17 protein-coding genes are annotated in these 22,637 nt (G+C 64.4%); 11 read left to right on the top strand and 6 right to left on the bottom strand.

The features are described 5' to 3' along the window. Positions 1-16: 16 nt before the first annotated feature. The gene (locus V6M87_RS22720) at positions 17-2,587 is read left to right on the top strand and encodes a circularly permuted type 2 ATP-grasp protein (RefSeq protein WP_332878947.1); all 2,571 of its coding nucleotides are present in this window, start codon (positions 17-19) and stop codon (positions 2,585-2,587) included. After that, positions 2,584-3,495 (top strand): transglutaminase family protein, encoded by a 912-nt coding sequence (locus tag V6M87_RS22715; protein WP_332878946.1) that lies wholly within the window; start codon positions 2,584-2,586, stop codon positions 3,493-3,495. Before V6M87_RS22720 ends, V6M87_RS22715 begins: the two co-directional genes overlap by 4 nt. Positions 3,496-3,673: 178 nt before the next feature. Here V6M87_RS22715 and V6M87_RS22710 read toward each other — a convergent pair whose 3' ends face one another. Together V6M87_RS22710 and V6M87_RS22705 are read right to left on the bottom strand one after the other, a co-directional pair. Further along, a complete protein-coding gene (locus V6M87_RS22710) occupies positions 3,674-5,047 on the bottom strand; it encodes an MFS transporter (protein ID WP_332878945.1) in 1,374 nt (457 codons plus the stop codon). Positions 5,048-5,132: 85 nt separating this feature from the next. Next, positions 5,133-5,435 (bottom strand): hypothetical protein, encoded by a 303-nt coding sequence (locus V6M87_RS22705; RefSeq protein WP_332878965.1) that lies wholly within the window; start codon positions 5,433-5,435, stop codon positions 5,133-5,135. Here V6M87_RS22705 and V6M87_RS22700 point away from each other — a divergent pair. Further along, complete coding sequence (locus V6M87_RS22700; RefSeq protein ID WP_332878964.1) at positions 5,362-5,724, top strand: SDR family oxidoreductase; 363 nt, start codon at positions 5,362-5,364, stop codon at positions 5,722-5,724. The genes V6M87_RS22705 and V6M87_RS22700 overlap by 74 nt on opposite strands. A 3-nt stretch (positions 5,725-5,727) precedes the next feature. Here V6M87_RS22700 and V6M87_RS22695 read toward each other — a convergent pair whose 3' ends face one another. After that, on the bottom strand, positions 5,728-7,140 hold the full coding sequence (locus V6M87_RS22695) for an MFS transporter (protein WP_332878944.1): 1,413 nt from the start codon (positions 7,138-7,140) through the stop codon (positions 5,728-5,730). Positions 7,141-7,455: 315 nt separating this feature from the next. Between V6M87_RS22695 and V6M87_RS22690 the strand changes: the two genes are divergently transcribed. The 3 genes from V6M87_RS22690 (at position 7,456) to V6M87_RS22680 (ending at position 10,642) form a co-directional block, all read left to right on the top strand. Beyond that, the gene (locus V6M87_RS22690) at positions 7,456-9,060 is read left to right on the top strand and encodes a methyl-accepting chemotaxis protein (RefSeq protein WP_332878943.1); all 1,605 of its coding nucleotides are present in this window, start codon (positions 7,456-7,458) and stop codon (positions 9,058-9,060) included. 95 nt (positions 9,061-9,155) lie between these two features. After that, positions 9,156-10,145 (top strand): nucleoside hydrolase, encoded by a 990-nt coding sequence (locus tag V6M87_RS22685; protein ID WP_332878942.1) that lies wholly within the window; start codon positions 9,156-9,158, stop codon positions 10,143-10,145. A gap of 116 nt (positions 10,146-10,261) precedes the next feature. Further along, entirely contained in the window at positions 10,262-10,642 is a 381-nt protein-coding gene (locus V6M87_RS22680; protein ID WP_332878941.1) for an RcnB family protein, read from the top strand. Positions 10,643-10,754: 112 nt separating this feature from the next. Here the strand turns inward: V6M87_RS22680 and V6M87_RS22675 are convergent, their stop codons facing one another. Then, entirely contained in the window at positions 10,755-11,174 is a 420-nt protein-coding gene (locus V6M87_RS22675) for a hypothetical protein (protein WP_332878940.1), read from the bottom strand. 286 nt (positions 11,175-11,460) lie between these two features. Continuing rightward, positions 11,461-12,126, bottom strand: coding sequence for a M23 family metallopeptidase (locus V6M87_RS22670; protein ID WP_332878939.1), 666 nt, complete (start codon positions 12,124-12,126; stop codon positions 11,461-11,463). 425 nt (positions 12,127-12,551) lie between these two features. Between V6M87_RS22670 and glgB the strand changes: the two genes are divergently transcribed. The 5 genes from glgB to V6M87_RS22645 are packed head-to-tail and all read left to right on the top strand — an operon-like array spanning position 12,552 to position 21,918. Next, entirely contained in the window at positions 12,552-14,711 is a 2,160-nt protein-coding gene (glgB, locus tag V6M87_RS22665; RefSeq protein ID WP_332878938.1) for a 1,4-alpha-glucan branching protein GlgB, read from the top strand. Beyond that, positions 14,708-16,708 carry a glycogen debranching protein GlgX gene (gene glgX / locus V6M87_RS22660; RefSeq protein ID WP_332878937.1) on the top strand — a complete coding sequence of 667 codons (2,001 nt, stop codon included), beginning with the start codon at positions 14,708-14,710 and terminating at the stop codon, positions 16,706-16,708. Before glgB ends, glgX begins: the two co-directional genes overlap by 4 nt. 16 nt (positions 16,709-16,724) lie before the next feature. Next, positions 16,725-17,996 (top strand): glucose-1-phosphate adenylyltransferase, encoded by a 1,272-nt coding sequence (gene glgC, locus V6M87_RS22655; protein ID WP_332878936.1) that lies wholly within the window; start codon positions 16,725-16,727, stop codon positions 17,994-17,996. Between the two features lie 20 nt (positions 17,997-18,016). Next, on the top strand, positions 18,017-19,456 hold the full coding sequence (gene glgA / locus V6M87_RS22650) for a glycogen synthase GlgA (protein ID WP_332878963.1): 1,440 nt from the start codon (positions 18,017-18,019) through the stop codon (positions 19,454-19,456). Between the two features lie 32 nt (positions 19,457-19,488). Continuing rightward, on the top strand, positions 19,489-21,918 hold the full coding sequence (locus V6M87_RS22645) for a glycogen/starch/alpha-glucan phosphorylase (RefSeq protein WP_332878935.1): 2,430 nt from the start codon (positions 19,489-19,491) through the stop codon (positions 21,916-21,918). Positions 21,919-21,938: 20 nt separating this feature from the next. On the opposite strand, the gene V6M87_RS22640 is transcribed toward V6M87_RS22645, so the two are convergent. After that, positions 21,939-22,637: an ArsR/SmtB family transcription factor gene (locus V6M87_RS22640; protein ID WP_332878934.1), complete on the bottom strand. Its 699-nt coding sequence runs from the start codon at positions 22,635-22,637 to the stop codon at positions 21,939-21,941.

Here is a 22,637-nt window from a genome sequence, read left to right as displayed (position 1 = left end):
AAGTTGCTGCGCGTCCATGCCGAACCCCTTCCTTGCCCATTACCTCGCCGCACCGGGCAGCTTCGATGAGATGCTCGATGCGGACCGGGTGCCGCGCGCGCACTGGCAAGCGATGCTCGCCAACCTGGCGCAGGAAGCGCCGGACACGATGCGCCAGCGCTACGAGATGGTGCAGCGCCAGGTACGCGAAAATGGCGTCACCTACAACGTTCCGGCGGACGCCGACGGCAGGCAACGGCCCTGGGACCTGAACATGCTGCCGCTGATCCTCCCGCACGAGGAATGGCGTGGCATCGAACAGGCGGTGGTGCAGCGCGCTACCCTGCTCAACAAGATCCTCGGCGACGTGTATGGCCAGCAGGAGATGCTGCGCGAAGGCCTGCTGCCGCCGGCGCTGATTCACGGTAACGCAGGCTTCCTGCGCCCGAGTCACCAGCTGCGCCACCCGGACGATATCGCGCTGCATTTTTACGCGGTCGATCTGGCGCGCGCGCCCGACGGCAGCTGGTGGGTGCTGGCTGACCGCACCCAGGCGCCGTCGGGGGCCGGCTACGCGCTGGAAAACCGCGCTATCATCGCGCCCACCTTCCCCGACCTGCTGCGCGAACTGAAGGTGCAGCCGATTTCGCCGTTCTTCCGCACCATGCACGAGAGCCTGATGCACTGGGGCCGCCAGTGCGCGGCCAGCGGCGACGCACCGGCGCCACTGCGCGATGGCGCAGCGCCACTGATCGTGCTGCTCACCCCCGGCCCGCGCACCGAAAGTTACTACGAACAGGCGTATCTCGCGCGTAACCTCGGCCTGCCGCTGGTCGAGGGCACCGATCTGACCGTGCGCGATGGCGTGGTGTATCTGAAAACCCTGGCGGGCCTGCACCGGGTGCACGTGATCATGCGCCGGGTCGACGACGAATCGTGCGACCCGCTCGAGCTGCACAGCTCGATGCTGGGCGTGGCCGGCCTGACCCAGGCGGCGCGGCGCGGCAATGTGCTGGTCGCAAACAGCCTCGGTTCCAGCCTGCTGGAGTCGGGCGCCCTGCTCGGCTTCCTGCCGGCGTTGTCGCGCCGCCTGCTGGGCGAACCGTTGAAGATGCCATCGGTGGCCACGTGGTGGTGCGGCGAGCCGGCCGCACTCGAGGCGGTGGTGGCGAACCTGGACCGGCTGGTCATCAAGCCCAGTTTTTCCCAGCTGCCGCCGGCAGCCGTGTTCGGCCAGGACCTGGCGGGCGAAGAACGGGCCGCCTTCATCAAGAAGCTGCGCGCCAGTCCGAATAATTTCATTGCGCAGGAAGTGGTGCGGCTGTCGCAGGCGCCGGTGTGGAAGCGCGGCGCTGCGCCGGGCCTGCAGGCGCGCGCGGTCGGCTTGCGGGTGTTTGCCTGCGCCACGCCGGACGGCTATGTCGTCATGCCGGGCGGTCTGACACGCGTGGCCACCGGGCCCGATGCGCGCGTGCTGACCATGGAACGCGGTGGCGCCAGCAAGGACACCTGGGTGCAGGCACGCGCCAGGGTCGACATCCAGCCGGTGCAAAAGCGCAGCATCGGCAGCGCCGACCTGGTGCGCGAAGACACGAATCTGTCGTCACGCGTGGCCGAAAACCTGCTCTGGTTCGGGCGCCATGCCGAGCGCTGCGACAATACCGGCCGCCTGCTGCGGGTCGCACTGAACTACCTGTTCAATGTGCGCTTCGACCAGCGCGGCGCCGAGTGGCCGACCATCAAGGCGCTGTGCATCCGCTTCCAGCTGCTCGCGGAAAAAAAGCCGGCGGTGCTCACGCAGGGCGGGCAGCTGATGAGCCAAACCCTGCGGCTATCGGTCACCGTGCCCGGCATCACCGATGCCGAGATCGAGTCGGCCCTGCTGCTGGCAGTGGTTTCGCCGGCGGTGCCTGGCCTGGCGCGCCAGCAGCAGCAATTGCACCGGGTGGCCGGCCAGCTGCACGAACGCTTCTCGGTCGACAACTGGCGCGCCCTGAACCGCATGGTGCAGCCGGCGCAGCATGAAGGCGAGCGGCCGTCGCAGTCGGAAGCGATGACGATCCTCGACGACGCCGCGGCCTCGCTGATGATGTTGTCCGGCTTTGCGATGGACGGCATGACGCGCGATCTGGGCTGGCGCTTCATGTCGATCGGCCGCCGCCTGGAGCGCCTGCAATTTCAGAGCGTGGCCTTGCAAAAGGCACTGGCGATGGATGGCAACGGCAACCTCGAATGGCTGCTGGAGCTGTCCGACAGCATCGTCACCTACCGCGCCCGCTACCGCGCCCAGCCCGAGTGGCTGCCGGTGCTCGATTTGCTGCTGCGCGACGAGACCAACCCGCGCTCGATTTTCTTCCAGCTCGACGGCATCCTGAACGGGCTGCGCAAGATCGCCGCCACCCATGGGCCCTGCGGCGAAGACTTGCTGGCCCCGTTGCGCGCCGAACTGCTCGCGCTGGCGCCCGGCCCCGACCTCGCTTACGGCAACGTGGCGCTGAGCGGCCTGCTGAAACGCATCCAGCTGGCAAGTGCAACCTTGTCGGAACAGATCAGCGTGCAGTTTTTCAGCTACACCGACAAGGGTCAGCAAAGGATGCACCCATCATGACCGTCCCGACGATCTGCGCGCGCTACCGCGTGGTGCATGAAACGCGCTATCAATACCAGAGCACGGTGACCTTGTCGCAGCAATACCTGCACCTGACGCCGCGCGCCTTCCCATGCCAGCAGCTCGAATCGCACCTGATCTGGCTCGACCCGGTGATCCACGAAGGCACCGACGGCGTCGATTATTTTGGCAACAGCACGCGCCACGTGGCGCTCACGGTGCCGCACGAGCGCCTGCTGGTGCACGCCGAATCGACGGTCGTCCTGCACGCCCGCCCCAGGCTGGCGCAGATCGGCGCCAGCCTCCCCTGGGAAAGCGTGCGCGACATGATGGGCAAGGAAAAGAGCGCGGCCACGCTGGAAGCCTGCCGCTATTTGTATGCATCGCCGCACGTGAACTGGTTTCCGGAACTGGAAGCCTACGCGCGCGCCAGCTTCACGCCGGGCCGGCCGCAGCTCGACGGCGCCATGGATCTGACGCGCCGGATCTTCGAGGACTTTGAATTCGACGGCAAGGCCACGGATATTTCGACGCCGCTGGAACAGGTGCTGCGCGGGCGGCGCGGCGTGTGCCAGGATTTCGCCCAGCTGATGATCGGCTGCCTGCGTTCGATCGGCCTGCCTGCCCGGTATATCAGCGGTTACATCCTGACCCACCCAGCCGCCGGCAAGCCGCGCCTGATCGGCGCCGACGCGTCGCACGCGTGGGTGTCGGTGTATTGCCCGGAGCTGGGCTGGATCGATTTCGATCCCACCAACCGGTCCCTGGTGCAGCATGAACACATCACGCTGGGCTGGGGGCGCGATTTCAGCGATGTGACGCCGATGCGCGGGATCGTGCTGGGGGGCGGGCCGCAGGTACTCGATGTGCAGGTGACGGTGACGCCGTTGCCGGTGTCAAGCGCGTGAAAGCATGTGCGCCAGGTTGCTCGCGAGGCGTTGGCTATCCTTGCGCATACTGCCACAGCTTGCGCCAGGACTGCGGCACGAAATCGATCTGGCAGCGCCCCTGGTCTCAGCACATCGACCGGTACACCCAGCAGCTGCAGAAGTTCATGCCTGATCGCGCCGATGTTTAACATCGTGGTCATTCCAGCACCTGCCGGCGCGACTCCACATCGACACACACAATCGCCACCGCCCCAAGCGCCAGAAAACTCGCCAGCATGGCCAGCGCCAGCGTGAAATGCGTCGCCATCACCGGCGCCACGATGGTCGGCGCCAGCAGGCCACCGAAGCGCGCAACCGCGCCGGCCAGGCCCATGCCGCTGGCGCGCAGCCCGGTCGGGTAGACCTCCGGCGTGAAAGCATACAGCGCGGCCCAGGTGCCCAGCAGCGCAAAGCTCATCAAGAGGGTCGAGCCCACCACCAGCGCCGTCGCGCTGCCGAGACTGTAGAGCATGCACCCGAGCGCGCTGAGGAGCAGGAAGCCCACCAGCGTCGGCTTGCGGCCCCAGCGCTCCACGCCGTAGGCCGCCAGCGCATACCCGGGTAACTGGACCAGCGCCAGCACGATCAGGAATTCCTGGCCGCGCATGAAGCCGAAGCCGGCACTGGCCAGCTTCAGCGGCAGGTAGACGAACACGCCATAGTAGGCAATCGACACCAGCGCCCAGGCGAGCAGCAGCGCCACGCTGCGGCGCCGCAGCTTGCTGGAGAACAGCGCGAACAGCGACGGCTTCGCGCTATGGTCCGGCATCAGCGGCGCGATGGTGACGCTGCGGCCATTGGTCCTGGCAACCCGCGCCAGCACTGCCCGTGCCGCGTCCGGCTGGCCGCTGCGATTGAGGTACATGGGCGACTCCGGCACATACAGACGCAGGACAATGCCGATCAGGGCCGGCAGGCCGGTCACAAAAAAGATCACGCGCCACGCGTCCGGCCCCCAGCGCACCGCCACCAGCGCCAGGATCGCCAGCAGGATGGTGCCGACGGCCCAGAACGATTCGAGCATCACCAGCCAGCGCCCGCGCCGGTCGCTGGGCAGGAATTCCGCCATCATCGTGTAGTCGACCGGCAGCGTGCCGCCCACGCCGATGCCGGTCAAAAAACGCAGCGCCAGCAGCCACGTGAGATCCGGCGCAAACGCCGACGCCACGCCAAAGCAGGCGTCGAGCAGCACCGCAGCGATCAGCACCGGGCGACGCCCGATGCGGTCGGCCAGCCGGCCGAACCCAAACGCGCCCACCAGCATGCCGACAAAGAACAGCGTGCCGGTCTGCAGCGCCTGCGGCAGCGTGACGCCGAACGTCTGCGCGATGGACGGTGCGGAAAAGCCGATCGACAGCACCTGCATGGCATCCGCCATCCACACCAGGCCAAAAATCAGGAACAGGCAATACTGGAACTTGCCGACGCCGGCTGCCTGCAGGCCCTGTTCGATCGAAATCGCGCTCGCTGGCGCCGTGCTGTCCCCGGCTGCATGCGCAAACGCCGCGCCGCTGCTTACATCTTCCTGCATTTGCTGGTTCTCCTGCGCGCAGTAGCGGCGAGCCCGCGCTCCCCCTGCCCTGGCGACTGCACATTATGCGCGTCGCTTGCGCGATTCAGCCGGGAATTGCTTGCGCCAGCGCCACACCGGCCAACCGCGCGGTCGCCAGCAGCCGTTCAAGGCTCTGGCCATGGCGCGCGCTGGCCGACATGCCGACCATGGTGGTGCACACGAAATCGGCCAAGTGCCCGGCCTCTTGCGGATAGCGCGCCGCGATGGCGCCGCGCATGAAGGCCTGGGCAGCAACGTGGAAGCCGCGCGCAAGTTCACGCGCCTCCGGATCGTTGCAGCGCGTTCCCGCCCAGATGCCGCCGGGCGGACGCATCATCGTGACCGGTTCGGTCAATGGCGACCGCATGCCCCTGCCCGGCATGGCATCGTATGCGCTCAGCAAATCCGCGCTGCAAGGCATGGCGCGCGATTTCGGCCCGCGCGGCATTACCATCAACGTGGTGCAACCGGGCCCGATCGACACCGAAGCCAATCCCGCCGACGGCCCGATGAAGGACCTGATGCACAGCTTCATGGCGATCAAGCGCCATGGCAAGGCCGCGGAAGTGGCCGGCATGGTGGCCTGGCTGGCCGGACCGGAAGCCGGTTTTGTCACGGGCGCGATGCACACCATCGACGGCGCGTTCGGCGCCTGAGGTTCAGTCCTTCGGCGCCAGCCACAGGAAGGCACAGGCGCTGGCCGCCGCAGCGCTGGCGGCACAGACTGCCATCGCCACGTGAAACGATGACTGCAACTGCTGCGCATGCGCCACCAGAATGGCGCTCGACATGGCGGTGGCAATCAAGCCGCCAGTGCGCGCCACTGCGCTATTAAAACCCGACGCCATGCCGGTATGGCGCGCGTCGACCGCGCCCAGCACGGCGCTGGTCAGGGGCGCCACCGCGCCGGCCATCCCTAGCGAGATTGTCAACATCGCCGGCAAGGTCGCGGTCCAGTAATTGTCGGCCGCGCCGATGCGCATGGCCAGCAAAAAGCCGACGGCAACCACGGCCGGACCGATCGTCAGCGGCAGCCGTGCGCCGAAGCTGGCGGCCAGCTTGCCCATCGTCGGCGCGGTCAGCGCGATGAGCAGCGGCATCGGCAACAGCGCCGCGCCGGCCTGGGTTGCCGAATACCCTTTCAATTCGATCAGCAGGTACGGCAGCAGCACCAGCATGCCGCCCAAGGCGCCGTACAGCAAAAAGGTGAGGATATTCAAACCCACGAAGGCACGCGATGAAAACAGCGACAGTGGCATCATTGCTTGCGCGCCGCGGCGCTGTTCGCACCGCAAAAACAGCGCCAGCAGCACCGCGCCCACGGCCACGATGCTCCACGCGGCAGCCGGCGCGCCCTGCTGCGACGAGGCCAGCGTCAGACCCCAGGTCAGCGCGGCCAGGCCGGCCGTGACCAGACATGCACCCGGCCAGTCGAGCGGCGCCGGATTGGCGCTGGGCCGGTCCGTCACGTAGCGTGCGCCCAGCCACATGGCCGCCGCGCCAATCGGCAGGTTCAACAGGAATATCGCGCGCCAGCCGGCCAGGTCGATGAGCCAGCCGCCGATCAGCGGTCCGATGGCGCCGGCCGCCGCACCGATTGCCGCCCAGATCCCGATGGCCCGGCCCCGCGCCGCACCGCTGAAGCTGGTGCCGAGGATGGCCAGGCTGGTTGGCATCAGCATCGCCGCGCCGACCCCTTGCAGGATGCGTCCGGCCAGCAGCCAGTACAAGCCGGGCGCCGCGGCGCACAGCAGCGACGCCGCCAGGAACAGGCCGATGCCGAGCAACAGCAGGCGCCGGTGGCCATAGCGGTCGCCGGCCGCGCCGCCGATCAATAACAGCGCACTCAAGGGCAGCAGGTAAGCGGCAACCACCCAGGACAGGCTGCCGGCATCGGCCGGAAAGCTGCGCGCAATGGCCGGCAAGCCGACGTTGACCACGGAGCCGTCGACAAACGCCAGGCTCGACGCCAGTATCGTGGTCGCCAGCACCAGGCGCGGATGCGCAACCGCTGCGCCCGCCTTGCCATCGGCGATGCCGCGATCACAAGGTGCCAGGACAGCCTCGTTCATGTACAGGTTCCATCGAATGGGTGCATCGTCATCAATCTGTTAGCGAGAATGCTTGCCATTGTCGCACCATTTCCGTCTTCCCTATGCCGCCGGCCGCGATGCGCGCGCCATGTTCGCGCGCGCACTTCGGCGCTATTTACAACAACCTGAACAGCGCGAAGACGGACAAGCGCGGTATTCATCGCACAGGTGTTGACTCTGTGTAACACTTACAAAGTGTAACAAAACTGGACTTTATACAGCGCGAACAGGCCTTCGGCGCGTACTTTGGTCATCTTTTATGTCCGTCCAGCATCTGCATGGAGAAATAATCATATGAAAAATCTCAAAATCGGCACCCGACTTGCCGTCAGTTACGCCTCGATACTCCTCCTGATGATCATCCTGATCGTGGTGACGCTCAGCCGCATGAACGATATTAACGAGGCGACCAGCCGGCTGGTCAATACGAGCATGAAAAACCAGCGCGCGGTGACCGAATGGGCACGGATCATCGAAGTCAACAGCACGCTGGCCGAAATGGCCTACCGCCTCACGAACCTTGACGCGCTGAAAGGCATCGATGCGCGCATGACGGCCGGTTCGGCACGCTCGTCAGCGTTGCAGGACGAGATCAAGGCGGGGCTGCGCAACCCGGCGACCATCACCCAGTTCGATGCCGTGACAACTGCGCGTGGCCCTTATCTGGCCGCGCGCAAAGCGCTGATGGCGGCCAAGGCGGCGGGCGACGCCGACGGCGCGCAGGCGATCTTCGACAGCCAGTTCAGCCCGGCCGCCGCGGCCTACGTTGCCTCGGTCGGCAAACTGAGCACGATCCAGCGCCAGGGCGCCGATGTCGTCGTCGCGAATGTCACCGCCGCCCACGAGAGTGCGCGCATCACCCTGATCGCGCTGGGCATCCTGGCCGTGGCAGTCGGGATCAGCTTCGGCTTCTACATCACCCGCTCCATCGTTGGCCCGATTCGGGAGGCGGTAGCGATCGCCGACCGGGTCTCCTCGGGTGACCTGGGCAGCGCAATCAGCGTCACCAGCCGCGACGAGACCGGGCAGTTGATGGCGGCGCTGCAAAAGATGAACTCCAGCCTGCTCGAGATCGTCAGCCAGGTCCGCACCGGCACCCAGACCATCGCCACCGCATCCGCGGAAATCGCGGCCGGCAACCTGGACTTGTCGGGCCGCACCGAACAGCAGGCCAGCTCGCTCGAAGAAACCGCCTCGTCGATGGAAGAATTGACCTCGACCGTGCGCCAGAATGCCGAGAATGCACGCCAGGCGAACACGCTGGCCACGCAAGCGGCGGGCATTGCCGCCGAGGGCGGCGCGGTAATCGCGCGGGTGGTCGGCACCATGGGCGAAATCAATGCGTCCTCACGCAAGATCGTCGACATCATCGGTGTCATCGACAGCATTGCATTCCAGACCAATATCCTGGCGCTGAACGCCGCGGTTGAAGCCGCCCGCGCCGGCGAACAAGGGCGCGGTTTTGCCGTCGTCGCCAGCGAAGTGCGCAACCTGGCGCACCGCTCCGCCGCAGCGGCCAAGGAAATCAAGGGCCTGATCGACGACTCGGTCCAGAAGGTCGACGCGGGCACCGGTCTGGTCGACAATGCCGGCGCCACCATGGGCAATATCGTGGACAGCATTTCGCGCCTGACCGGCATCGTGGGCGAGATCTCGCTGGCCAGCGACGAGCAAAGCGCCGGCATCGAGCAAATCAATCAAGCCATCACCGACATGGACCTGGTAACCCAGCAGAACGCCGCGCTGGTCGAGCAGGCTTCCGCTGCCGCCGAGTCGATGCAGGAGCAGGCAGCGCAACTGTCCGACGTGGTCAAGGTATTCAAGACCGGTGCCGAAACGGTTGCGGCCGCGCGCAGCAGGCCTGCCACACCAGGCAAGCGGCTGGCATTGCCGGCCTGACCCGCTGGCTGCAGCCGCGCTGCGGCGCGGCCAGCAGGGCCGGATCGGCTACACTGCCGGGCACCCAATTTCCGACCCTTGCCAAGCGACCCGCCATGACCACCTACCCTCTTTCCGTACACGCCGCCCGCCCACTTTCGCGCGCTCTGTTGCTGGCAGCGCTGATGCTGCCGATGCTGGCGTCCGCCCAGGCGGCGCCCGCGCCGCGCTTGCCGGTGATCGTCGACATGGACATCGGCGACGACATCGACGACGCCTTCGCACTTGGCCTCCTGCTTGCCAGTCCAGGGATCGAGATCGTCGGCATCACCACCGCCTGGGGCGACACCGCGCTGCGCGTGCGCCTGCTGGAACGGCTGTTACGCGAAACCGGACACAGCGGCATCCCGGTCGCCCAGGGCATTCCCACCGCGAACCCGACGCCGTTCACCCAGGCGCGCTACGCCCAGCGCGGCGCCATGCCGTCGATGGCCCCTGCGGCGGTCGACTTCCTGCTGCAGAAAATCAGGCAGCGTCCCGGCCAGATCACCCTGCTCGCACTGGGTCCCTTGACCAACGTCGGCGCGGCCATCGCGCGTGATCCCGCCACCTTCCGCCAACTGAAACAGGTGGTCATGATGGGTGGCTCGGTGCGCGCCGGTTACCGCAAATCGCAGTATGTGCCGCAGCGCCCGGCCGACAAGGAATACAACATCGTGTCCGACGTGGCCGGCGCGCAGGCACTGTTCGGTGCCGGCGTACCGATTGTCATGATGCCGCTCGATTCGACCCAGATCCGGCTCGACGAAGTCGAACGCAACGCGCTGTTTGGCCACGGCTCGCCCCTGACCGATGCCTTGACGCTGCTGTATCACCAGTGGATCGACGCCTATCAGCCGTGGTCGAGCACGATGCCGTCGCTGTTTGACGTGGTGCCGGTGGCCTGGTTGCTCGATCCGCAGGTGTGCCCGACCACGCTGCTGCGCATCGCCGTCAACGACGACGGCATGACCCGCGCGACGCCCGGGCAGCCGAATGCCGCCGTGTGCCTGGCCTCCGACCAGGGCCGCTTTTTCAAGGTGCTGATGGAAGGGATGCTGCAATAAGGAAATAAACAAAAACGTCTGGTAACGTTGCTTACCGAACAGTTCTATCTGATTGTTCTCGAGTACAGTGTAATGAGTTAATTAGCAGGATCACCGTTTCGCACTGGAGAACAATCATGAAAACAAAATTGATCGCATCGGTACTTATCGCGATGACTGTCGCCGTCAGCGGCAGCGCCCTGGCGCAGCGTGGCAATGACCATAACGACCGCAATGACCGCAATGACCGCGGTCAGCAACACGACAACGGCGGTCGTGGCGACGATGCCCGCAAGTTCAAGCGCGACAATTCGCGCGGCGGCGGTCCGCGCCACGATTTGCGCCGCGGCCAGAAACTGAACAAGGAATACCGCGACAGCCGCTACGTCGTCAGCGACTGGAGAGGCCGCCACCTGAGTGCGCCGCCACGCGGGCAGCATTGGGTCCGCGCCGGTAACGATTATGTGCTGGCCGCCATCGCCACCGGCCTGATCACCCAGATCCTGCTGTCGAACTAAGCCATATTCGCGTATCGATGCAAGCCGCGCCCCGCAATGGAGCGCGGCTTTTTATCAGACAATAGGGCCACTTCGAACAATGAAGTAGTCCCTCAAAAAAGCTATTTGTAAGTTATTGCTTATACGCAAATTTGTCAATTTCCATCATGGCTTTATTTATATCGTCCAGTGTGCCTTGACGAAAAAATCCATTTTTTTCCGCGGCCGTGATCGTTTCACTATTTTTACTAACAGCCAACTTCGCTACGGTGAAGAACTGGGTGTAAAAATCAGCAAGTACACCTTCAAGATTATTTTGAGTCACCGCAACATTTCCTATACTTCTCGCCATCAAATCCGGGAAATTATTTTCAATAGGCCTCATTACTCCCAGGTATGCGCTACCCATAAATCGGGAGACCAGAACTTGCAATTCTGGCGAATTTGCAGTTGGTGAATATTTATCCGATTCAGCAAGCAGTCGGTTGCAAGTCGCACATGCCGCTTTAAAAGAAAGGTAAATTTCTTCGGCGGAATGATATTCAATTGGCATGATTCTTTCTTTTTTGTCAGTTCAAAAACATTCGACAATCCTCGATCGCAAGGCGCGCATCACCAACACCGCGTTCCCCGAAATGCACATCAGTCCATGTCGTCGATCTGTTTACCAATTGCGCCACGCAAAAGAAGAGAGTAAACGCGATTTCCGAAAAGTTTGCAAGTACAGCAGCAAATCATTGAGAGCAAACATTATGGTAAGAACGAAGCCTCAAGGCGATTCGACCTGGGCTGCGGTTGACAATGTCAGCAGGGCTGGTTCGCCGAACGGTTGTTCAACGCTACTCTGCGCGATAAACATGGGCTGCCATCAACCCATGCGGATTGTGTTCGGTGTTACGAAAATTGACGGGCTGCGATGGACAAATGCCATGCGGCGCAAGTCCTGGTAGCGCACCACAGGGGTGTACAGAAAAATGCAGGTGCGGCAGTCCGCCTGTATTGCCGGTTTCTCCAGAATGGCCGATCAGTTGTCCGGCGCGGACAGTTTGTCCTTTGACGACCTGTACTCCGCCCTTGGTCAAATGCGAATACAAGGCGACGCTGCCGTCGGTATGCCGTACCGTGATCAGGTTGGTACACCTGCGGTCACCATCCTTGCAGCCGTCGTTCGCGGCAATCACGTTACCATCGCGCGCGGCAAGAACGGGGGTGCCAATCGTCATCTTGAAATCGTAGCCGTGATTCCAGAAGCGGGAATGACCGCGGCCCGAACAATTCGCCTGATTGACCCGATGCCGTGTTCCGCGTTGATACGGTAGCAAATAAGCGGAGCCAGTCGAATCTGCGTCAAGTGGCTGGCACGGATAGTCGCGCAGCTCCGGATCGTCGCTTGCCGGAAAAAAAATCGCTGCCAATGCAATTAAAAGAATAACGCTAAACAGGCTGGGGACGGAACACAGCGAGGCTTTGACCTCGCTTCGTGATGGCAAGCTTGGGACTTTCAAGAAAACAGGACCTCGACGGTAGTAAAGACTGGCACGAACAGGATCACACAAGCCCAGCCAGCTACGCTTGTCGGCGTGAAGCCGAAACCAAACTTGCTTGATCCAAACCGCGGTTCGCTCATGGATTCATACGCCTGTTTTATCATTTAATGCACCTGAAGGTGATTCTGGACCATGCTGTTTTGAGCTGGCCGTTGCGCTAAGGCTGGCAGCGCGGTCACAACTTCGATCAATTCCATTGTAACCGCGAAGCACTATGACCAGCCAGCTTCACCTGCACGCCGACGGTTCGGTAAATGCAGGCAGGCCGAAGTGCGACCGCTTGCATCGGAAAATATCCGTGCGCGCCCCGCCTGAGTGCGCAAGACCATGTAATATTAATAAAAGCTAAAGACACACGTGATCCATCCGCCTGACACAGTTTGATGATATCGATGATAGTTGACGAAAGCAGCATTGCGGCACTGATACAGGGTGACCATGGAGAGCCGTTTTCCATGCTTGGCATTCATGCCGACAAGGGCGGATGGATCGTGCGGGCCTTGCTGCCCGGCGCGGTCGGCGTGCAAGTGGTCACAGAAGCGGGCGTGCTTACCCTCACGCGTCAATACGGCAGCGACCTGTTCGCCGGGACCATCGCGCAGCCGGTGCCATACCGCCTGCGGGTCGACTGGGGCAGCCACACGCACGATATAGACGACCCCTACCGCTTCGGCCCAGTCCTGGGCGACACCGATCTGTGGCTGCTGGCCGAAGGCACGCATTACCGCCCCTACGAAAAACTGGGCGCCCACCTGATCGAGCATGAGGGCGTGGCTGGCGTCAATTTTGCCGTGTGGGCGCCGCATGCGCGCCGCGTCTCGGTGGTCGGCAGTTTTAACCAGTGGGACGGACGGCGCCACGCGATGAGGAAGCGCAGTGCGGCCGGCATCTGGGAGATTTTCCTGCCGGGCGTCGCGGCGGGCGACCTGTACAAATTCGAAATCAAAACGCAAGCCGGCGACCTGCTGCGCAAGGCTGATCCCTACGCCTTCCGGGCCGAGCTGCGGCCCGCTACCGCCTCGGTCGTCGCCGCCTTGCCGCCGGTGGCGCCGGGCCTCGATGCACGCCGGCATGCGAACGGCCTGGATGCGCCGATCAGCATCTACGAAGTGCACCTGGGTTCCTGGCGGCGCGTGCCGGAACAGGGCGACCGCTGGCTGAACTACCGCGAACTGGCCGCGCAGCTGATCCCGTATGTCAAGGCGCTCGGCTTCACGCACATCGAATTGCTGCCCGTGAGCGAGCACCCGTTCGACGGCTCCTGGGGTTACCAGCCCATTGGCCTGTATGCGCCGACGGCGCGTTTCGGCAGTCCGGACGATTTCCGTTATTTTGTCGACAGTGCGCACGCCCACGGCATCGGCGTGCTGCTCGACTGGGTGCCCGGCCATTTCCCCGCCGATGCGCATGGCCTGGCCCAGTTCGACGGCACGCATTTGTACGAGCACGCCGATCCGCGCGAAGGCTTTCACCAGGACTGGAACACGCTGATCTTCAACTACGGCCGCCGCGAAGTACTGAATTACCTGGTCGGCAATGCCCTGTACTGGATCGAGCGCTACGGCATCGACGGTTTGCGGGTCGACGCGGTGGCCTCCATGCTGTACCGCGATTACAGCCGCAAGGAAGGCGAATGGATCCCGAACCAGCATGGCGGCCGCGAAAACCTGGAAGCGATCGCCTTTCTGCGCAAGCTCAATGAAGTGGTGTGCGCCGAGCGTCCTGAAGCCATCATGATCGCCGAAGAATCGACCAGCTTCCCGCAGGTATCGCGCCCGCTGTACATGGGCGGCCTGGGTTTCCATTACAAATGGAACCTGGGCTGGATGAACGACACGCTGCGCTACATGCAGGAAGACCCGCTCCACCGCAGCCACCACCATGACAAGCTGACGTTCGGACTGGCCTACGCCTTCAGCGAAAATTTCATGTTGCCGCTGTCGCACGACGAGGTGGTGCACGGTAAAGGGTCCATCCTCGCACGCATGCCTGGCGACGCCTGGCAGCGCTTCGCCAACCTGCGCGCCTACTACGGCTTCATGTGGGGCCATCCGGGCAAGAAGCTGCTGTTCATGGGCTGCGAATTCGGCCAGGAACGCGAGTGGAATGTCGAGCGCAGCCTCGACTGGCACCTGCTCGCTGACCCGGCGCACGCGGGCGTCCAGCGCCTGGTGCGCGATCTGAACGCGGTCCAGCAGCACTACCCGGCCCTGCACCAGTTCGATTTCGAGGCGCGCGCCTTCGCATGGATCGCGCGCGAAGACAGGCAGAATGCCGTGCTCTCGTTCGTACGCAAGGCCGCTGACGGCGCCACCGTCATCGTGGTGTGCAACTTCACGCCGCTGCCGCGCCACGGCTACCGCATTGGCGTCGCGCCGGGACGCTACCGCGAAATCATCAACACCGATGCCGTGATCTATGGCGGCAGCGGCGTGCACAACGGTGATCTGGAAACCGAGGCGACACCGTCGCACGGCCATGCCGATTCGCTTGCCCTGACCGTGCCACCGCTGGCAACCGTCATGCTGGTGCTGGCGGCATGATGGCCATCGCAGCCGGGCAGCCGTATCCCCTCGGTGCGCACTGGGACGGCTGCGGCGTCAACTTCGCCCTGGTCGCGCCGCACGCGCACGCGGTCGAGCTGTGCCTGTTCGATGGCGCCGGCACGCAAGAGCTGGCGCGCGTGGCGCTGCCGGCGTGCGCGGACGGGGTCTGGCACGGCTATCTGGAAGGCGCCGCGCCCGGCCAGGTGTACGGTTACCGCGTCGACGGACCCTGGGCGCCGCAACGGGGCCAGCGTTTCAATGCCAACAAGGTGCTGCTCGATCCCTACGCCCGCACGGTGGTCGGTAGCTACGGCGGCCAGGACGGCTTCGTCGATGCGCACGACAATGCCGCCATCGCACTCAAGGCGCAAGTCGTGCACGAACCCTACGACTGGGGCATCGACACGCCGCCGCGCGTAGCTGCCGGCGAGACCATCCTGTACGAGCTGCACGTTAAGGGTTTTACCAAGCGGCACCCCGCTGTGCCGCCAGCGCTGCAAGGCACGTATGCCGGGATGGCCCACCCCGCCGTCCTCGATTATCTGCAAGAACTCGGCATCACCACCGTCAGCCTGATGCCGGTCCACTTCCGCGCCGACGAGGTGCGCCTGCAGCAGCTGGGCCTGAGCAATTACTGGGGCTATTCGAGCATCGGCTTCTTCGCGCCCGAACCCCGCTACTGGTCCGGCCAGCCCGGCTCGACGCCGATCGCCGAGTTCCGCGACATGGTCAAGGCTCTGCATGGACGCGGCCTGGAGGTGGTGCTGGACGTGGTCTACAACCACAGCGCCGAGACCGACGAGCTGGGCCCCACCCTCAGCCTGCGCGGCATCGACAACCAACTGTATTACCACCTGCAGCCTGACCATCCCGCCTTGTATGAAAACTGGACCGGCTGCGGCAACAGCCTGAACCTGGCCGAGCCGCGCGTGCTGCAACTGGTGATGGATTCGCTGCGCTACTGGGTGCAGGAGATGCACGTGGATGGCTTCCGCTTCGACCTGGCGCCGGAACTGGCACGCACTGCCCAGGGCTTTTCCGGCAGCGCCGCGTTCCTCGCCGCAGTGCGGCAAGACCCGGTGCTGGCGCGCGTAAAACTGATCGCCGAGCCGTGGGATATTGGCCCGGGCGGCTACCAGCTCGGCCAGTTTCCTCTGGGCTGGCTGGAGTGGAACGACCAGTACCGCGACACGATGCGCGGGTTCTGGTTGCAGCGTGGCGAAGCGCTGGGCGCCTTTGCGCAACGCTTCGCCGGCTCCAGCGCCACCTTCCAGCGCGCTGGCCGCCGCCCCACGGCCAGCGTCAATTTCATCACCGCGCACGACGGCTTTACGCTGCGCGACCTGGTCAGCTACAACGACAAGCACAACCACGCCAACGGCGAAGACAACCGCGACGGCCACGGCGACAACCGCAGCTGGAATGGCGGTATCGAAGGCCCGACCGACGACGCCGCCGTGCTGCAATTGCGCGCGCGCCTGCAACGCGTTCTGCTGGCCACGCTGCTGTTTTCGCAGGGCACGCCGATGCTGCTGGCCGGCGACGACATTGGCCACTCCCAGCGCGGCAACAACAATGCGTATTGCCAGGACAACGCCATCAGCTGGCTCGACTGGGAGCACGCCGACCAGGCGCTGCTCGCCACCACGCGCACACTCATTGCGCTGCGGCGGCGCTTCCCGGCCTTGCGCCACGCCGGCTGGTACGACGAGGACATGGTTCATTGGCGCAAACCGGACGGCACGCCGCTCGACGCGGCGGCGTGGGGTGCGTGCGACGCGATTGCGATTATTCTCCACCCCGACCCGGCCCTTGTACCCTGCCTGCTGCTGTTCAATGTGCAGGCGCAACCGCTCGATTTCACCCTGCCCGACGGAGCCTGGCAGCAGCTGTTCGACAGCGCCGGCGGCGCCCTGCCCGCGCACGCGCTGCACGGCAGTCTGGCGGTGCCGGCCCACTCGGTGGCGCTGCTGACCCCTTCCACGAACCAATAACAAAGGAGACAACACCATGTACACCGGAACTGACAAAGCCATCCTGTCCCACCGCTTGCCGGAGCGCGCCATCGCCCTGGTGCTGGCCGGCGGGCGCGGTTCGCGACTGGAGGACCTGACCGATCGCCGCGCCAAGCCGGCAGTCTACTTCGGCGGCAAATTTCGCATCATCGATTTCGTGCTGTCGAACTGCATCAACTCGGGCTTCCGCCGCGTCGGCGTGCTGACGCAATACAAATCACACTCGCTGCTGCGCCACCTGCAGCGCGGCTGGAGTTTTTTGCGCGGCGACACGCGCGAATTCATCGACCTGCTGCCGGCCCAGCAGCGCACCAACGAAGAGCACTGGTACCGCGGCACAGCCGATGCGATCTACCAGAACATCGATATCCTGCGCTCGTACCGGCCATCGTATGTCGTCATCCTGGCCGGCGACCATATCTATAAAATGGATTATTCGATCATGCTGCGCGACCACGTCGCCACCGGTGCAGGTTGTACCGTCGGCTGCATCGAGGTGCCGAAAGAAGAAGCCTCGGCGTTCGGCGTGATGGCCGTCGACGACAACCGCCACGTCACCGCCTTCGTCGAAAAGCCCGCCAATCCGCCGACCATGCCGGGCAAGCCGGACGTCACCCTGGCCAGCATGGGCATTTATATCTTCAATACCGATTACCTGTTCGAATTGCTCGAAGCCGACGTTGCCAACCCCGAGTCGAGCCACGATTTTGGCAAGGACATCATTCCGCGCGTGGTCGCCGAGGGCCGCGCCGTGGCCCATCCGTTTTCCATGTCGTGCATCCCGTCGGACCATGGCGCCGCGGCCTACTGGCGCGACGTCGGCACCGTCGACGCGTTCTGGTCGGCCAACCTCGACCTGGCGTCGATTTCGCCGGAACTGAATATCTACGACGCCGACTGGCCCATCTGGACCCACCAGGAACAGCTGCCGCCGGCGAAATTCGTGCATGATAGTGCCGGCCACCATGGCATGGCGGTGAATGTGCTGGTGTCGGGCGGCTGCATCGTCTCCGGTTCGCACGTGGCACTGTCGGTGCTGTTTTCGAACGTGCGCATCCACTCGTTTTGCCACATCGACCAGGCCGTAATCCTGCCGCGCTGCGAGATCGGCGAAAACTGCCGCCTGACGAAGGTGGTGGTCGACCGCGGCTGCAAGATCCCGGCGGGGACCATCATCGGCGAAGACGCTGAACTCGATGCGCAGCGCTTCCACCGCAGCGCCAACGGCGTGGTGCTCGTGACGCGCGAAATGCTGGCCAGACTTTGAAAGCGAATTGACACCCCATGATGCGCGTACTCCACGTTTGTAGTGAAATTTATCCCCTGCTGAAAACCGGCGGCCTGGCCGACGTGGCCGGCGCCCTGCCGGTGGCGCAGCTGCGCGCCGGCCTCGATGTGCGCGTGCTGGTGCCCGGCTTCCCGGCCCTGCGCAATGGCATGCTCGACCAGGTATTGGTGGCCGAGAGCGGCGCGTTTCGCCTGTATCGCGGCGTGTTGCCCGGCACCACCCTGCCCGTGTACGTCATCGATGCGCCCGGCCTGTATGACCGGCCCGGCAATCCGTACGCTGATGCCGGTCACACCGCCTACCCCGACAATTACCGCCGCTTCGCCCTGCTGGGCTGGGTCGCCGCGCAACTGGCGCAGGGGCTGGACCCGGCGTGGCGCGCCGCCATCGTGCACGCGCACGACTGGCACGCGGGCCTGGCGCCGGCCTATGTGAAGGCGGCGGAGCAAGCGGCAGGCAAGCGCATCGCAGGTACGGTGCAGACAGTCCACAACCTGGCGTACCAGGGCAATTTCCCGGCGCAGGTGTTCGGCGAACTGCACCTGCCGAGCCATTTTTACGCAGCAGACGGCCTCGAGTTTTACGGCATGGTGTCGTTCCTGAAAGCCGGTCTGTATTACGCGGACAAGCTGACCACGGTGAGCCCCACCTATGCCCGTGAAATCCAGGGTAGTGAACAGGGCTGCGGCTTCGATGGCCTGCTGCGCCAGCGCGCGGGCGATCTGGCCGGCATCCTGAACGGCGTCGACGACACCGTATGGAATCCCACCCTCGACCCCTTCATCGCGCACCCCTACAGCCTGCACAATATGGCCGGCAAACACCAGGGCAAGACAGCACTGCAACAGGAAGCCGGGCTGGCGGTCCAGGACCGTGCGCCGCTGTTTTGCATCGTCAGCCGGCTGACCGAACAGAAGGGTCTGCACCTGGTGCTCGATGCCCTGCCCGGCATCGTGGCGCGCGGCGGCCAGCTGATGGTGTTGGGCGCAGGCGACAGCGCATTCGAGGCGCAACTGAGCGCGGCCGCCGCCGCGCACCCGGCCTCGGTCGCCGTCCACCTGGGCTACGACGAACAACTGGCGCATCGCCTGATCGCGGGGGCCGACGTCATCATGGTGCCGTCGCGCTTCGAGCCGTGCGGGCTGACCCAGTTGTACGGGCTGAAATACGGCACCTTGCCGCTGGTGCGGCGCGTGGGCGGGCTGGCCGATACGGTGGTCGACGCGTCGCTCGAACACCTCGACGAACAGGTGGCCAGCGGTTTTGTGTTCGACAATTTTGATGCCGCCGGCATCGACGCCGCCGTGCGCCGCGCCTTTGCGCTGTACAAACGCCGAAGTGAATGGGAAGATGTCCAGGCATATGCCATGCAGCAACAGTTCGGCTGGGATGCCGCCGCAGCCCAATATGGCGCCTTGTACCAGCAGATTGCAGCTTGACCCGCCGACCCACTTATTGAACGCCACCACGAATGAATACCAACCCGGACCATATCGCCAATCTCAAGCGTTCAATTACCGACAAACTGTTGTACACGGTGGGCAAGCAGCCCGCCACGGCCCAGCCCAAAGACTGGCTGCAGGCCACGGCGCTGGCCGTGCGCGACCGCCTTGTCGACCGTGCGCTGGCCACCGAACAGGCGGCGCAAGGCACGCAGGTCAAGAACGTGTATTACCTGTCGATCGAATTTCTGATCGGGCGCGCGTACACCAACGCCCTGCTGGCACTCGACATCCAGAACGACGTGGCCCAGGCGCTGACTGAACTTGGCGTCGACAGCGCGGCGCTGCCCGACCTGGAACACGATGCGGCGCTGGGCAACGGCGGCCTGGGCCGGCTCGCCGCCTGCTTCCTCGATTCGATGGCGACCCTCGGGATTGCCGGTTACGGCTACGGCATCCGCTACGACTACGGCATGTTCAGGCAGCAGATCGTCGACGGCCGCCAGGTCGAAGCGCCCGATTACTGGCTGGCGGACGGCAATCCCTGGGAATTCCCGCGTCCCGACATCGCCTACCGCGTGCGTTTCGGCGGGCGCGTCGAGCAGACCCACGCGCGCACCGACTGGATCGAGACCCAGGACGTGATGGCGACGGCCTACGACATGATCATTCCCGGCTACGCCACGCAGGCGACCAACACGCTGCGCCTGTGGTCGGCGAAGGCCACCGACCCGCTCGATTTGCCGGCGTTTAATGGCGGCGATTACGTGGCAGCGGCGGCCAGCAAGAACCTGGCCGAGAACATCACGCGGGTGCTATACCCCGACGATTCATCCTCTGCCGGCCGCGAGCTGCGCCTGCGCCAGGAATATTTTTTCTGTTCGGCCAGTCTGCAGGACCTGGTCGGCCGCTTTTTTGCGACCCACAGCGATGTCGAACAATTGCCGGCGCACGTCGCCATCCACCTGAACGACACGCACCCGGTGCTGGCCATTCCTGAATTGATGCGCATCCTGATCGACGAGCATCACCTGCCGTTCGCGCAAGCCTGGCCGATCACGCAACAGGTGTTTTCGTACACGAATCACACGCTGATGCAGGAAGCGCTGGAAACCTGGCCGGTGGGCATGTTCGACGCGGTGCTGCCGCGCCATTTGCAGATCATCTACGACATCAATACCGCCTTCATCACCGATATCGGCAACCGTTTCGGCCCGGATTTCGACCTGATGCGGCGCGTCTCGATCATCGACGAAAACGGCGGCCGCCGCGTGCGCATGGCGTATCTCGCCGTGGTCGCCAGCCACAAGATCAATGGCGTGTCGGCGCTGCACTCGGACCTGATGACCAAGTCGATCTTCGCCGATTTCTTCAAGGTATTCCCGGACCGTTTTACGAATATGACCAACGGCATCACGCCGCGGCGCTGGCTGGCGCAGGCCAACCCGTCCTTGTCCAGCCTGATCGATGCGCGTATCGGTGCGACCTGGCGCTCCCACCTCGACCAGCTCGCCCGTCTTAAACCGCTGGCCGATGACCATGCGTTTGCGGAAGCATTCCGGGCCGCCAAGCTGGTCAACAAGCAGCGCCTGGCCGACTGGGTGCAGGCGAACATGGGCCTCACGCTCAACCCGCAATCGCTGTTCGATGTGCAGGTCAAGCGCATCCATGAATACAAGCGCCAGCTGCTCAATGTGCTGCACGTGATTACCCGTTACAACCGCATCCTGGCCAATCCCGAGGCGGACTGGGTGCCGCGCACGGTGGTGTTTGCCGGCAAGGCAGCGTCGGCGTACCACATGGCCAAGCAGATTATCCACTTGATCAACGACGTCGCCAGCACCATCAACAACGATGTGCGCGTGGGCGACCGCCTGAAAGTCGTCTTCCTGCCGAATTACAACGTCAGCCTGGCGGAAATCATCATGCCGGCAGCCGATTTATCCGAGCAGATTTCGACGGCCGGCACCGAAGCCTCGGGCACCGGCAACATGAAGCTGGCGCTGAACGGTGCGCTGACGATCGGCACGCTCGACGGCGCCAATGTCGAGATGCGCGAAAGCGTCGGTGCGGAAAATATTTTTATCTTCGGGAACACGACCGGGGAAGTGGCCGCCGTGCGCGCCGCCGGGTATCAGCCGCGCGCCATCTACGAGGAAACCGCCGAGCTCAAGGCGGTGCTGGACACGCTGCGCGCGGGGGCATTCTCGCCGGGCGATGCGGCGCGCTACCACGGCATTTGCGATGCGCTGCTCGACTGGGGCGATCATTATTTGCTGCTGGCCGATTACGTCAGCTATGTCGCCATGCAGGATCAGGTCGATGCATTGTACCGGCAGCCGGATGCATGGACCAGGAAGGCCATCCTGAATGTGGCGGGGATGGGGGTGTTTTCGTCGGACCGGACAATTGCCGAATATGCCAGCGCCATTTGGCAGGTGACGCCGCTGAAGGTCTAAGACGAAGCGACGTCTGCCCTTCAGGCGTCAAGATTAAAAACGCGCTTGAAACGACGCTGGCCTTCGCGTGTGATGCCGAGCGCCCGGCTGTCCAGATCGCGTTCGACCCAGCCTTGCCGGAGCAATAGCGCCAGCAAGGCTGCGCCGAGCGCGCCGCCCAGGTGGGGGCGCCGTTCGCTCCAGTCGAGGCAGGGGCAGGCGAAGCGGCGCCGTGCCCTGCCCGCCTGTTCCACGTCCAGTCCAAGTTTCTCCAACGCCGCCGCGCCTTCCGTACTCAGTTGGTAATCGCCGCTGTCTTGCGCGAGCGGCGCCAGCCATTGGTGCTGCGCCATATAGTCGTGCATGCCCACGGCAAGCGTACCCGCCATATGGTCGTAGCAGGTGCGCGCACGGCGCAAGCGCTCCGGCGTCGTGGGCACAAACACCGGGCGCGGGAGGCCGGCCACGCGCATCAGCGCCTCCAGCGCGGCGGCAACGTCGGTGCCTGCCAGCTGGTAGTACCGATGCTTGCCTTGCGCCAGTACCTGCACCAGATGCTGCTCCCTGAGCCGGGCCAGATGCACGCTGGCCGTCGATGGACTCACCCCGCCCACCACCGCCAGTTCCGTGCTGGTGCGCGCGTGGCCATCCATCAAACAGCACAACATGCGCGCGCGCGCCGGCTCCGCAATGGCGGCAGCCACGCTGGCCAGGCGGGTATCGGCAAAATCCTCGGGCAT

This window comes from Massilia sp. S19_KUP03_FR1, assembly GCF_036688685.1.
In the GTDB taxonomy this organism is placed as follows: domain Bacteria; phylum Pseudomonadota; class Gammaproteobacteria; order Burkholderiales; family Burkholderiaceae_D; genus JALYUM01.
The sequence above is the reverse complement of the archived record's forward strand: the minus strand, read 5'-3'. Positions and strand labels throughout refer to the sequence as shown.

What these genes read in the sequence shown, in the direction of transcription:
- V6M87_RS22720 (WP_332878947.1), top strand. Translation starts at nt 17, where the DNA reads ATGCCGAACCCCTTCCTTGCCCATTACCTCGCCGCACCGGGCAGCTTC.
- V6M87_RS22715 (WP_332878946.1), top strand. Translation starts at nt 2,584, where the DNA reads ATGACCGTCCCGACGATCTGCGCGCGCTACCGCGTGGTGCATGAAACG.
- V6M87_RS22710 (WP_332878945.1), bottom strand. Translation starts at nt 5,047, where the DNA reads ATGCAGGAAGATGTAAGCAGCGGCGCGGCGTTTGCGCATGCAGCCGGG.
- V6M87_RS22705 (WP_332878965.1), bottom strand. Translation starts at nt 5,435, where the DNA reads ATGCGGTCGCCATTGACCGAACCGGTCACGATGATGCGTCCGCCCGGC.
- V6M87_RS22695 (WP_332878944.1), bottom strand. Translation starts at nt 7,140, where the DNA reads ATGAACGAGGCTGTCCTGGCACCTTGTGATCGCGGCATCGCCGATGGC.
- V6M87_RS22690 (WP_332878943.1), top strand. Translation starts at nt 7,456, where the DNA reads ATGAAAAATCTCAAAATCGGCACCCGACTTGCCGTCAGTTACGCCTCG.
- V6M87_RS22685 (WP_332878942.1), top strand. Translation starts at nt 9,156, where the DNA reads ATGACCACCTACCCTCTTTCCGTACACGCCGCCCGCCCACTTTCGCGC.
- V6M87_RS22680 (WP_332878941.1), top strand. Translation starts at nt 10,262, where the DNA reads ATGAAAACAAAATTGATCGCATCGGTACTTATCGCGATGACTGTCGCC.
- V6M87_RS22675 (WP_332878940.1), bottom strand. Translation starts at nt 11,174, where the DNA reads ATGCCAATTGAATATCATTCCGCCGAAGAAATTTACCTTTCTTTTAAA.
- glgB (WP_332878938.1), top strand. Translation starts at nt 12,552, where the DNA reads ATGATATCGATGATAGTTGACGAAAGCAGCATTGCGGCACTGATACAG.
- glgX (WP_332878937.1), top strand. Translation starts at nt 14,708, where the DNA reads ATGATGGCCATCGCAGCCGGGCAGCCGTATCCCCTCGGTGCGCACTGG.
- glgC (WP_332878936.1), top strand. Translation starts at nt 16,725, where the DNA reads ATGTACACCGGAACTGACAAAGCCATCCTGTCCCACCGCTTGCCGGAG.
- glgA (WP_332878963.1), top strand. Translation starts at nt 18,017, where the DNA reads ATGCGCGTACTCCACGTTTGTAGTGAAATTTATCCCCTGCTGAAAACC.
- V6M87_RS22645 (WP_332878935.1), top strand. Translation starts at nt 19,489, where the DNA reads ATGAATACCAACCCGGACCATATCGCCAATCTCAAGCGTTCAATTACC.
- V6M87_RS22640 (WP_332878934.1), bottom strand. Translation starts at nt 22,637, where the DNA reads ATGCCCGAGGATTTTGCCGATACCCGCCTGGCCAGCGTGGCTGCCGCC.